Source organism: Nostoc sp. ChiQUE01b (assembly GCF_034531255.1).
In the GTDB taxonomy this organism is placed as follows: domain Bacteria; phylum Cyanobacteriota; class Cyanobacteriia; order Cyanobacteriales; family Nostocaceae; genus Nostoc.
Genome location: NZ_JAVRBM010000096.1, coordinates 19,853 through 32,765, shown reverse-complemented (window position 1 = coordinate 32,765; position 12,913 = coordinate 19,853). Strand labels below are relative to the sequence as shown.

The following is a 12,913-nucleotide window of genomic DNA, read 5'->3' as shown; positions in this document are numbered from 1 at the left end:
TTCCACGACTCACCAACTTTTGGCACTAAGGAATTGAGCAAACACCACTCTTTTTGCCCATGATGTTGGAATAGACCTTGTTGGTTAATTCGCATGAATGGATGCCAACCCACAGACTTAATTTGGTGATAAAGCCACTCAGCATACAATCCGCGATCAGTCGCGACAATGACAAACCAATCACGGTAGACGCTATTTTTGATCTGGTCAAACAATTCCACCCAATGTGGTTTCCAACTTCCAGGCTCGGTTGCTGTGACAATTTTCCATGCCACAGGAATCCCGACACCACGGTAGACAACACTAATCGCTAAGACGGTAAATCTTGTACTCAGGGTGGAAGCATCAGCAGCCAGTACTAAACGTTTTTCATCAACAGACCATAAGCTGAGTATCCAAGACAGTAGTGGACTAAAACAGGCGCTCACATCTAAACTCGCACGTCCATCTCCTTTTTTATCTTTTCCATCTCGATACCATTCTCTGAGTTGCTGACGTACAGTGTTCTCTTTTTTGGCCAATAATGTCGCTAAAAATACAGAAACCGTCGTTAAACCACTTGATTGGGTCATCACAATGCCAAAACTCCACATTGCTAATACAACTGCTTGAGATTTGGTCAGATGTGGCATTTTTTTGATTACTGTTCTAGTCCACTCGTTTAATGGCTCATTCTTGACCACTTGCATCTAAAGAAAACCTCCCTGAAAGTTAACGATCGCTCACCCTAAATTTGTGGTTTCTACCCACAAACCTCAGTTCGCTATCATACCTTCATTTGGCGACTTTCTTAAACACCTACCCTTGAAAGGGGGAGGGGTTGGGGGTGGGGTGTTAGGGGACTTTTGCAAGAGACTCCATGAACAGAGTCCACAACGAAGTAATAAAAATATCTCTTTCCCAGTCCCCAGTCCCTATTTTCATAGGAGGTCTAATGCTTAAGCCTTTTTCAACCAGCTAAACATAGCGCGTAAATCTTTACCAACTTCCTCAATTTTGTGTTCAGCTTCTTTGCGACGCATGGCAGTAAATCCTGGTTTACCAGATTGGTTTTCCAAAACAAATTCCCGCGCAAATTGCCCAGATTGAATTTCGCTGAGAATCTTCTGCATTTCAGCTTTGGTTTGTTCGGTGACAATCCGCGGGCCACGGGTATAATCTCCATATTCAGCCGTGTTAGAAATACTGTCGCGCATTTTGGCTAAACCACCTTCCACAACTAAGTCTACAATCAGCTTGACTTCATGCAGACATTCAAAATAAGCCAATTCTGGTTGATAACCAGCTTCTACCAAAGTTTCAAATCCAGTTTTGATTAAAGCACTCAAACCACCGCACAATACCGCTTGTTCGCCAAATAAATCTGTTTCGGTTTCTTCGCGGAAAGTCGTTTCGAGAACACCAGCGCGAGTACCACCAATACCTTTAGCATAAGACATGGCGCGATCGCGTGCCTGACCACTGGCATCTTGATAAACTGCAAACAGCGCCGGTACGCCTTCACCACTTTCATAAGTCCGCCGTACCAAATGCCCCGGCCCTTTGGGTGCTACCATCACCACATCTACGTTAGCTGGTGGTACAACTTGCCCAAAGTGAATATTGAAACCGTGGGCAAAGGCTAAGACATTCCCTTCTTCTAGATTCGGTTCAATCTCGTTTTTGTAAATCGTTTTTTGAACTTCATCAGGTAACAAAACCATGATGAAATCAGCAGCATTGGCAGCATCTGCAACATTTTTCACAGTTAACCCAGCTGCTTCAGCTTTTGCGACTGACTTACTACCCGGATATAGCCCCACAATCACATTCAAACCACTATCTTTGAGATTGAGAGCGTGGGCATGACCTTGGGAACCATAGCCGATAATAGCAATAGTTTTTCCAGCCAAAAGGTCTAAATTGGCATCTTCGTCATAATACATCCGGGCCATAGAAGCATCTCCTGTCAGCAAGCATCATCATTTCTTGGCAGGCTTATGATTGTACCCCAAATTGAGTAACACAGATGAACTAAGTAGATCGGCGTAAATAATTATTGTTGGAATAAGGCAGTTCTTGCTGGGGGCAGGGAGCAGGGGGAGCAGGGGGAGCAGGGGAGCAGGGAGACAAGAAGACAAGGGGGATTACTAAAGCCAATGCCCCATTACCAATGACAAATGACAAATGACAAACCGTGTTACATAAATTGCAACAATACAGGCTTTGAGTTTTTCTTCAGTAATACTGGGGTTAACTTCATCCATCTGGGGGTAGATTATGTACGCTTCGACTAAATTGCCGCGCACATCTGCTTTATTTATAAGTGCGTTATTCGGAGGAGTGATTTTCACTAGTTGCGCTGCTTCCCATCAGTTAGCAAATAAGCAGTTACCTCCAATTGCAGCTGATAGTGCGGCAAATACAGCATCAGCACCTGCTCGTGAAAGCAGTCTTTCCCAAAAGGTGGAAGCTGCACCAATAGCGCGTTCTCGTCCCCAACTGATTAAAAAGGCAGCAATCTCTTTGACTGTCAACTCTGTAGATCAGACTATTGATGCTGTTTCGCAAATTATCAATCAACAGCAAGGGGATTTAATCGGGTTGAAACAACAACAACCCAAAAACGACAATCCGCGTTACACAGCAACAATCCAATTGCGGATACCAGAGAATCGGCTAGAACCTACTCTAGAACAACTAGCTAAATTAGGCACTGTTGAGAGTCGTAATATCACTGCCGAAGATGTGGGCGATCGCCTAGTGGATTTGCAAGCAAGATTAACGAATTTGCAAAAAACTGAAGCCAATTTGCAAAAAATTATGGATCGGGCAGGTTCTGTTAGAGATGTGCTTAGTGTTGCCCAAGAATTAAGTAATGTCCGAGAAACCATAGAACAAATTAATGCCCAACTCAAAAGCCTACAAAATCAAGTTGCTTATTCCACTATTACGCTAAACCTAAAAGCAGCAGTTTCTAGCACCAGTTCACAACCTGCCTTTGGCTTGCAAGTTCAGGAGACTTGGAACAAATCTACTCACTCCCTTAGTTCATTTTCCGTTGGCTTACTCAAGCTGGGTATTTGGTTAATTGTTTACAGTCCCTATTTGTTAATTTTTGCTGCCCTTGTCTATGGCTTTAACCGTTGGCGACGAACTCATTCACCACGTTTAACACAAACACCAGAGTCAACTAGTTCTGACTAAACTTGCATAAATCCTACATCTACCGTTGATAAATCTACACAGGTAAAGAGTGATTCAAATATTGCCAACTCTTATTGTCTGCGCTTCCATCTTGAAAAGTTCTCTTTGTCCTGTAGTTTTAATTACTTTAAAACTTTTTCAAATGTAAAGAGCAATACAAAATATCTGATGACAATTTTGATACAAATCTGTTAAGAATAGTTACAATAGTCGGCGTACACGATAATATTTCTTATGGTAAATTCACTTGACAATAATCCACCTCATAAAGTAATAATTGTTGGCGGTGGTTTTGGTGGACTTTATGCAGCAAAAACACTCGCCAAAGCGGCAGTAAACGTTACTCTGATTGATAAACGTAACTTTCATCTATTTCAACCCCTTTTATATCAAGTCGCCACAGGTGCGCTATCTCCTGCTGATATTTCTTCACCCTTGCGTTCTGTCCTCAGCAAGAGCAAGAATACAAAAGTGCTACTGGGAGAGGTGAATAATATCGATCCAGAAGCGCAAAAAGTGATTGTGGGCGACGAAGCAATACCTTACGATACGTTAATTGTCGCCACAGGTGCGAAGCATTCCTACTTTGGCAAAGATAACTGGGAAGAATTTGCTCCAGGCTTGAAAACTGTAGAAGATGCTCTAGAAATGCGTAGCCGGATTTTTTCGGCGTTTGAAGCCGCAGAAAAAGAAACCGATCCAGAAAAACGCCGCGCTTGGTTAACTTTTGTAATTGTGGGTGGTGGCCCAACTGGTGTAGAGTTAGCTGGTGCGATCGCAGAATTAGCAAACCAAACTCTCAAAGAAGATTTCCGCAACATCGACACCTCAGAAGCCAAGATTTTGTTATTAGAAGGTTTGGAGCGGATTCTGCCACCCTTTGCACCAGAGTTATCACAAGAAGCGGAAGCATCTCTAAGGCGCTTGGGTGTGGTTGTGCAGACAAAAACATTGGTAACAAATATTGAAAATGATATTGTTACCCTCAAACAAGGCGATGAAGTTAAAGAAATTGCCTCAAAAACGGTATTATGGGCAGCAGGTGTGAAAGCTTCCGCAATGGGAAAAGTGTTAGCAGAACGCACAGGTGCTGAGTGCGATCGCGCTGGACGAATTATCGTTGAACCTGACTTGAGTATTAAAGGACATCCGAATATTTTTGTAATTGGCGATTTAGCAAATTTTTCTCATCAAAATGGTAAACCACTACCTGGTGTTGCACCTGTAGCGAAGCAAGAAGGTGAATATGTAGCAGAACTAGTCCAAAAGCGGCTTGTAGGTAACAATTTGCCACCTTTTGCTTATACCGATCATGGTAGTTTGGCAATGATTGGGCACAATTCTGCTGTGGTCGATTTCGGCTTTATCAAGCTGAAAGGTTTCGTTGCATGGCTGTTTTGGCTATTGATTCACATCTACTTCTTAATTGAATTTAACAACAAATTAGTAGTAATGATTCAGTGGGCATGGAACTATTTCACCCGTAATCGCGGAGCAAGATTGATTACAGGTCAAGAATCAATCACGCAATTCGGAATCGATAATAAACAGCCGATAAATGTCTAAATTGGTCATTTGTCATTAGTCATTGGTCATTGGTCATTTGTCATTAGTTATTCTCTCCCTCATCTCCCCCATCACCCCACTCCCCGCCCTCATAGTAAGCTGTTTGAGGGCGTTTTTTCATAATCAACATAATGGCAACTATTAACGACAACTACCTGAAGCTAAAAGCGGGTTATCTGTTTCCAGAAATTGCTCGGCGGGTGAATGCCTTTGCAGAAGCTAACAGTAATGCTAAAATCATCCGGCTGGGTATTGGTGATGTTACCGAACCTCTACCGGAGGCTTGCCGCACAGCGATGATTAAAGCTGTGGAAGAAATGGGCGATCGCAATACCTTCAAAGGCTACGGCCCTGAGCAAGGCTACGCTTGGTTGCGGGAAAAAATTGCTACTCAAGATTTCCAAGCACGGGGAGCCGAGATAGATGCCTCGGAAATCTTTATCTCCGATGGTTCCAAGTGCGACACGGGCAACATTCTGGAAATCTTTGGTCATAACAACACTATAGCCGTTACTGACCCAGTTTATCCTGTGTATGTAGACACTAACGTTATGGTGGGAAATACTGGTAATGCTAACGATAAAGGCGAATTTGAGGGTTTAGTTTATCTGCCAATTACAGCTGATAACAACTTCACCGCCGAGATTCCCTCAAAGAAAGTCGATTTAATTTATCTCTGCTTTCCCAATAATCCTACTGGCGCAACTGCTACAAAGGAATATTTAAAGGCATGGGTGGACTACGCCAAAGCTAATAACTCGATTATTTTCTTTGACGCAGCCTACGAAGCTTACATTACCGATGCATCGCTTCCCCATTCAATTTATGAAATTGAAGGTGCAAGAGAAGTTGCGATCGAATTTCGGTCTTTCTCTAAAAATGCAGGTTTTACAGGAACTCGTTGCGCGTTAACTGTAGTACCGAAGACACTGACAGCAAAAGCCGCCGATGGTTCTGATGTCGAACTGTGGAAACTCTGGAATCGTCGCCAGTCTACCAAATTCAACGGTGTTTCTTACATCGTCCAACGAGGAGCCGAAGCCGTTTACTCTGAAGAAGGACAAACACAAATCAAAGGATTGGTGAGTTTCTATCTAGAAAACGCCAAAATTATCCGCGAGAAACTCACAGCCGCCGGATTATCAGTTTATGGCGGCGTGAATGCACCTTACGTTTGGGTAAAAACGCCTAATGGTTTATCCAGTTGGGAATTCTTTGATAAGCTGCTGCAAACTGTCAACGTTGTCGGAACCCCTGGTTCTGGCTTTGGTGCTGCGGGTGAAGGTTACTTCCGCATTTCAGCGTTTAACAGCCGCGAGAATGTGGAAGAAGCGATGAAGCGGATTACCGAGAATTTAAAGGTGTAGAGCGATCGCTTTTGTTAAACTCAATCTATAGTCTAAAGGTTACGGTGGGCTGTATAGCAATCCTAAATCATTCGTGAAAAGTGAGAGGATGTCTGAGAAGTATCAAATATTTGTTGATCCCCCCTAACCCACGCCACTTGCTCCACTTGGGGAGACCCCATCGCCCTTGGCGTCTCCCCTTGGGAGAAGACCGCAGTGGCTCCCCTTAAGAAGGGGGGAATAAGAATCTTAAAGTCCCCCATTTTAAGGGGGATTTAGGGGGATCTCCAAGGGTTAGGTGTATACAAAAAAACTTTTCAGACATCCTCTTACCGAAAAATCAAAATGAGCGAGAACAATTAGCACTAAAAATAGGATTTGATGGACATTATCTGCTACATCAAATTTGGTTTGGTAATCAGGAACATTAAATCATTATCGGCGATGGAGCTCGCCAAAACCGCCTTTCCAGTGCGATAAACTCTCTTCTGGAAGGCTGATGGCTCCTACTTTCCTTGCTAACTGCGGGAGAGTAGGGCTTGACTAGATGCATTACCTGACTCTCCTGTAGAAAGTATCTGTCTACAAATCGCACTTCAAGGAGTCATGGTATGAAACACTTTCGTCAGTTTGAACCATTTATTGCCTTACCTCATCTAATCAAGTGGTTGCCTATTTCTTTTGTAGTTGGCATTCTTGCTGGAACTGCTTCTGCGGCTCTTTTAGCATCATTGGAATGGGCAACTGATTGGCGGGAATCGCATCGGTGGATTATCGCCTTGCTTCCTCTTGGTGGCTTCTTGAGTGGCTGGATTTATCATCAATTTGGTCAGACTGTAGAAGCCGGAAATAATCTTTTACTGGAAGAAATTCATAACCCCAAAAATATTATTCCCTTCCGTATGGCTCCTCTAGTTTTACTAGGAACAGACCTTACCCATTTTTTTGGTGGTTCAGCTGGTCGTGAAGGTACAGCATTACAAATGGGTGCTTCTCTAGCAGACCAGTTAACTAAAATATTGCGTTTTAAAGGGGCTAATCGGCGAATTTTGTTAACAGCAGGTATCAGTGGAGGATTCGCTTCAGTTTTCGGTACTCCCTTGGCTGGAACTGTATTTGGTCTGGAAGTTTTAGCCATTGGTAAAATTCATTACGATGCTCTTTTTCCTTCTTTAATTGCTGCGATCGTTGGAAATCAAGTAACTTTACTATTAGGTTTACATCATACAGCATACCGACACGCTCCCTCTATACCGACACTCACAATTTGGGGACTGATTTCTGCCATTATCGCAGGTGCAATTTTTGGAATTATCGCGAGATTCTTTGCTAAAGTAACTCACCAAATTAGTCACTTCTTTAAAGCAAAAATATCTTATCCTCCACTGCGTCCTTTTATCGGCGGTGCGATGATAGCAGCAATTGTTGGGTTGAGTGGTACAACTAAGTATATTGGGCTTGGTATCCCTACTATTGTTGATTCCTTTTTCACTCAGCTACCTCCTTGGGATTTTGCAGCCAAATTGGGTTTGACTGCTCTAACTTTAGGAGCAGGTTTTAAGGGTGGGGAAGTGACACCTTTATTTTTTATTGGTGCAACTTTAGGTAATGCTTTATCGTTGCTTTTAGCATTACCTGCACCACTGTTAGCAGGAATGGGATTTGTGGGTGTGTTTGCGGGTGCAGCAAATACACCTATAGCATCCACTTTAATGGGAATTGAACTATTTGGTCTGGAATCGGGGGTATTTATTGGTATTGGCTGTATAGTGAGCTATTTATTTTCAGGTCATTCAGGAATTTACTCTGCACAGCGTATTGGGTTGAGTAAATACTCTGCTGTATATTTAGAAGAAGGGGTGACTTTGGCTAATTATAGACAACCCAAAATTGAGCCAAAAATCGATTTATCTGATGGTACTAAGGAAGGAGAAAGTAATTCTGAGAAATAATTATTTGATGCAATTAATGGATAATTGGGAAAATGCGTAGTTTACCGCCGTAGGCATCGTATAGTCAGAGTAGTCATATATGCGCGATCGCTATTGTATAAAAGATTGATGTGGCATACGATTTAGCTTTCTCTGAACAACGTCGCCCATCTCATAGCCAAAAGTGGCAGTGGCAAAAGTTTATCCAAGGTATCACAGCGAAAAATCTCAAGGATAAAATAGTGCAATTTTGGCAATCTTACTACCAAAGCCAAAATCAAATCCGGCGAATTGCGACAATCTATGCGATTACTGTACTCATCCTGTGGTTTGTTGGAATAGTTCTTTACCGCTTATATTATCCTGATATCAGCATCCAAGAAGCTTTCTATGCGACAGCAATTTTGCTCTTAGGAGGATACGGAGATTTATTTGGCGGTGTTGAGTTTGCATCGCAATCAAAACCCTCAGACGCTATCCCTTGGTGGTTGCGGTTTTTTAGCCTGGGACTGACGTTGACAGGTCAAGCTTTCGTGGGAGTATTATATACACTGCTGACTGATGCTCTTGTCACTTCAAGATTCCATTTTTTCAATTCTCGTCCTCCATACCACAACGCAACCATCTGATAATTATTGGCTTAAATCGCTTAGGACAGAAAGTAGCTGCTCTTTTGCAAGAACTCAACCAGCCGTTAGTAGGAATTCATCCTACCATTCTTGACCAAGAAACTTTACCCGATATACCCCTTATAGTTGGTAATGCTACTGAAGCACTCACGAAGGCGAATCTCTCCCATGCCAAAAGCATCATTTTAGTTGGGGACGATAATATGGAAAATCTGGAAATTGGTTTGATGGCTCATGCAATGAACCCCGCGACTACCTTGATTATCCGCTCTCAAGACCGCCAATTTAGTGATAATGTCACCCCTCTGTTCCCTTATGCTCAAGTTTTATCTGTGGCGCGGCTTTGTCGGCAGAAGTCTTTGCTTGTGCTGCTTTTACTGAAAAACCTAATTGATGGGATATCGGAGACACCTAGTTCCTATGCTTCCAAATCTTACGCAGCAGTTTAATATTGGTAATATTGTTAGCCTTGCTAGCTATCTATATCGTTCAAATTTCAAAAAATTTTCTCGCTTGTCATTATTTGCCCATTTATGGCTAATAGTCCCGATTTATGGATGGGCAAAATTTTATGCGCTCGCTGGTTTAATTTCCCGTTTAGCGTTTAGTGAAATTAGTGGTCAGCCTGAAAGCTCAAAAGTTGCCAAAATTCAGATTAAAAAAAGATTTTGGCAGTTTCTCATAACTGCAATTTTAGTTATATTAATATGTTTATTACAATTTTTTATTTTTTACATTGGAATTTCAATAATTGCTGGAATAATATATGGAATATTAGCAATAATTTTTGGTGCCATATCTCAACCAATCAATCAAGCAAATCCCTTTGATAATACTATATTTAGAATCATCATTATTCCGACAGCTATAGCTGTTTATTTCAGCCCTCTGTGGTTTTACTCGCGTTTATTCATTACTGATTTACCTCTAGCAATAGAAGATGATACTAACTTCATTGGCGCAATTAAGAGAAGTAGACAACTAAGCAAGGGTTTAACATGGCGGATTATTGCTATTATATTCATATCATTTGTAATTACTTTACCTATACAAATTTTAGGATGGTTGATTTATAGTAGAGGATTCAATATTTTAATACAACTAATCTCCCTATTGTTATTTAGAGATTGGGCTAATGAAAATGAAATGTTTATCAGTGCATTACTACTGATGATTTTAAATTTAATCACTGGCATAATATTGATGCCCTTTTGGCAATCTATTAAATCTGTAGTTTACTATGACATTATTTGTTGTCGAGAAGGTTTTGATTTAAAAATCAATACAGTTCAGATAAGCCCAAAACCCTGATGTATAGACGCGATTTATGGCTTCTTGAAAAACTACGCCAATAACCCTTAACTCAAGCGTATTGAATTATAACTAGTTAATCAGACACGATATCATAATCATCTACGGATAATTATTGGAATTAAAAGGCATTTATTGTAAAAGTAAAAGCACAACATTGTTGTGCTCATGTAGATTATTTATATTCCGTTTATTTGACAACCAGATAGTTTCTTAATCAGTCCAATTGAGTACTGTAGGCACTAAAACCGTAAGCCAAAGTTTCTTTTAAACTATCCGATGGCTTGAGACTTCTGTTGATAGCATTAGCAAACGGCACCGGAATCCCTTTGATGGTTTCCGGCAAAATTGCATATTCTGCTGTTGGTTCGACAATGTATTGTGGACATTTGGCTTTCATACCAGCAGTAGCTAACATTTCTTCTATTTCAGCAGCTGAATATTGCTTGAGATAAACTGGATTTCTCACAAATGGGTTCAGCCTTCTGATAAAATTATGGATAATATGAGAAGGACAGGACTTATTGTGAAAGGAATGATTAAAAACAAAAATTCCACCAGGTTTTAGCACACGAGAGATATCAGCCAATAAATTTCTTAATTGGGCATCTGGGATATGCATAAAGACGCAGTTAGAAATTACCAAATCTATAGAATTATCTTCTAAAGGCAATGTCTCCGCAGAAGTACAAATCAAGTTAAATTCAGCTTCTGGAAAAAAATTGTATTCTTGTTTAACTTTGATTAACCGCCGCAATAAAGGTTCAGAAATATCAATGCCGTAATATTTCTCGCATTTCAGATTTTTCGCTTTCGAGAGATGTAAAGGTGCGCGACCATAACCAGAACCAATTTCCAGAATAGAACCAACAGATTTATTCAACGGAAATTTGTTCCAAGTACCTCCAGGCGTACCAGTTAGCAGAGTGTAATCTTGTTTAATGGGCGATGTCGCTGCAACTTTTTCAATTTTTTGGGAGCCATAATATGTTTTACCAATTGCATCCCATGTTTTTTTATGTTGAGTATTAGTTAATTGTTCATAGTCGCTCGGAAAATAAATGCCATCTCGCAATTCAAAGTCATTCAGACTAAATTTTACATTTGCTAATTGACTCATTATGATTATTCCTCATGAATAGTTAAGTCTGTTTTCTGTTATACTCTTAACTCAGCATTATCCGCAAGTGATTTTTACTGAACTGCTTCTCCTGAGCCTTTTTTAAGTCTATAAGTTATTTTAAATTCGATGGAAAATAGTGAGGCTGCACAAATACGCTACCAAAGCGCCCATTGCATCCAAAGGAAAATCGCTATAATAATCAACTCTTGCTCAATCAAAACACAAGTTCGGATACATTAGTTGATGGACTGCAACAATTGGAGGCTGCGATGGTAGCAGGGTTACAACAAAAACGGGTGGTAGTTGTCGGTGCTGGTTGGGCTGGTTTAGGAGCAACCTACCATTTGGCAAAACAAGGTTATGATGTGACACTTCTCGAAGCAGGCCCCTATCCCGGTGGATTGGTAGCAGGTTGGCAAACGGCAGCCGGAAAATCTGTTGAAGCTGGCATTCATGGGTTCTGGTATCCTTACAAAAATATTTTTTCTTTAATCAATGAATTAGAAATTAATCCTTTTACTACTTGGACTCGTTCTTCGCAATATTCGCCAGCAGGTTTAGAAGTTGAATCACCAATTTTTCAAGATTTACCGCGACTCCCCTCGCCACTGGGAACTTTTCTCTACACTCAGTTTAAGCGGCTGCCACTAATTGACCGTCTCAGCGCTCTGCCTTTACTTTATGCGGTTGTTGATTTTGACAATTCTGATGCAGCTTGGCGGCGCTATGATTTTGTCACCGCCCGTGAATTGTTTAAAGACTTTAACGTTTCTTTCCGACTTTACCGCGAGGCTTTTGAACCGATGTTATTAGTGGGCTTATTTGCCCCTGGCGAACAATGTTCAGCCGCCGCAACTTTAGGGATGCTTTACTTTTTTATTCTGGCTCATCAACCCGATTTTGATGTGGTTTGGTGTCGGGGAACTGTCGGAGAAAAGATATTTCGTCCTTGGGTGGAACGTATCGAAAAAGCTGGTGTGCGAGTGTTGCCCAAGCGTCGGGTTACAGATTTAATTGTTGATAGTAATCATCGAGCCAAGGGTGTGGTTTGTGGTGATGAAGTTTTTGATGCAGATGCCGTGATTTTTGCGGTTGGAATCACAGGGATGAAGAAAATTGTCTCAACTAGCTTGAGTTTACAAAGTCGTGAAGAATTCCGTAATTTGAGCAATTTAGGAGCAATTGATGTTTTAGCAACGCGACTATGGTTTGACCGTAAAATTGATATTCCTCGCCCTTCTAATGCTTGTTTTGGATTCGACGCAACTACAGGTTGGACGTTTTTTGATTTGAATGCTCTACATGATGAATATCGGGATGAGCCAGGAACAGTGATTGAAGCTGATTTCTATCACGCGAATCAGTTTCTCAATTTGAGTGATGAGGAGATTTTAGCAATAGTTCAGGGTTATTTAGCAACTTGTATACCAGCATTTGGGGAGGCAAAGATAATTGATAGTAGTGTAATTCGGCTACCTCAAGCGGTGACTCACTTTGCACCTGGTAGCTATCGTTATATGTTGCCCGCTAAGACAAGTTTTGAGAATGTGTTTATGAGTGGAGATTGGATTGTGAACCGTCATGGTTCCTGGTCGCAGGAAAAAGCTTATGTTACTGGTTTGGAGGCGGCGAATTTGGTAGTGTCTTATTTAGGAAAAGGTCAGCCATCTGAGATTTTAGCTGTAGAAGAGGATGAAGTGCATATCCAAGTGGCGCGATCGCTCAACCAAACTTTGCGTAAATTGAGTAAATCTATCCTGCCTGACTTTTGGTTGCCGTAATCTGTAGGGTAGCACAGCAGTGCATCCTTACTGTATGTAT

General features: G+C 41.3%; 10 protein-coding genes, 1 pseudogene and 1 riboswitch. Of the genes and pseudogenes, 8 read left to right on the top strand and 3 right to left on the bottom strand.

The window, feature by feature from the left end:
• Window positions 1-632: pseudogene (locus tag RMY63_RS35630) on the bottom strand (endonuclease); the annotation flags it as partial.
• Between the two features lie 306 nt (window positions 633-938).
• Entirely contained in the window at window positions 939-1,934 is a 996-nt protein-coding gene (gene ilvC / locus RMY63_RS35625) for a ketol-acid reductoisomerase (RefSeq protein WP_322733213.1), read from the bottom strand.
• Window positions 1,935-2,259: 325 nt separating this feature from the next.
• Here ilvC and RMY63_RS35620 point away from each other — a divergent pair, with 325 nt between their 5' ends.
• From RMY63_RS35620 to RMY63_RS35590, 7 genes are all read left to right on the top strand, one after another.
• Window positions 2,260-3,186: a DUF4349 domain-containing protein gene (locus RMY63_RS35620; protein ID WP_322733212.1), complete on the top strand. Its 927-nt coding sequence runs from the start codon at window positions 2,260-2,262 to the stop codon at window positions 3,184-3,186.
• Window positions 3,187-3,420: 234 nt separating this feature from the next.
• Window positions 3,421-4,752 carry an NAD(P)/FAD-dependent oxidoreductase gene (locus tag RMY63_RS35615; protein WP_322733211.1) on the top strand — a complete coding sequence of 444 codons (1,332 nt, stop codon included), beginning with the start codon at window positions 3,421-3,423 and terminating at the stop codon, window positions 4,750-4,752.
• A 131-nt stretch (window positions 4,753-4,883) separates the two neighbouring features.
• Window positions 4,884-6,119, top strand: coding sequence for an LL-diaminopimelate aminotransferase (locus tag RMY63_RS35610; RefSeq protein ID WP_322733210.1), 1,236 nt, complete (start codon window positions 4,884-4,886; stop codon window positions 6,117-6,119).
• A gap of 410 nt (window positions 6,120-6,529) precedes the next feature.
• Window positions 6,530-6,614: riboswitch (Fluoride riboswitch) on the top strand.
• 95 nt (window positions 6,615-6,709) lie between these two features.
• Window positions 6,710-8,050, top strand: coding sequence for a voltage-gated chloride channel family protein (locus tag RMY63_RS35605; protein ID WP_322733209.1), 1,341 nt, complete (start codon window positions 6,710-6,712; stop codon window positions 8,048-8,050).
• A 110-nt stretch (window positions 8,051-8,160) separates the two neighbouring features.
• Window positions 8,161-8,658, top strand: coding sequence for a hypothetical protein (locus tag RMY63_RS35600; protein ID WP_322733208.1), 498 nt, complete (start codon window positions 8,161-8,163; stop codon window positions 8,656-8,658).
• Between the two features lie 44 nt (window positions 8,659-8,702).
• Window positions 8,703-9,107, top strand: a complete 405-nt coding sequence (locus RMY63_RS35595; protein WP_322733207.1) for an NAD-binding protein — start codon at window positions 8,703-8,705, stop codon at window positions 9,105-9,107.
• On the top strand, window positions 9,079-9,969 hold the full coding sequence (locus RMY63_RS35590) for a hypothetical protein (RefSeq protein ID WP_322733206.1): 891 nt from the start codon (window positions 9,079-9,081) through the stop codon (window positions 9,967-9,969). The genes RMY63_RS35595 and RMY63_RS35590 overlap by 29 nt, the downstream gene beginning before the upstream one ends.
• A gap of 217 nt (window positions 9,970-10,186) precedes the next feature.
• Here RMY63_RS35590 and RMY63_RS35585 read toward each other — a convergent pair whose 3' ends face one another.
• Window positions 10,187-11,089 carry a class I SAM-dependent methyltransferase gene (locus tag RMY63_RS35585; protein ID WP_322733205.1) on the bottom strand — a complete coding sequence of 301 codons (903 nt, stop codon included), beginning with the start codon at window positions 11,087-11,089 and terminating at the stop codon, window positions 10,187-10,189.
• Window positions 11,090-11,361: 272 nt separating this feature from the next.
• Between RMY63_RS35585 and RMY63_RS35580 the strand changes: the two genes are divergently transcribed.
• Entirely contained in the window at window positions 11,362-12,873 is a 1,512-nt protein-coding gene (locus RMY63_RS35580; RefSeq protein ID WP_322733214.1) for a hydroxysqualene dehydroxylase, read from the top strand.
• Window positions 12,874-12,913 lie beyond the last annotated feature (40 nt).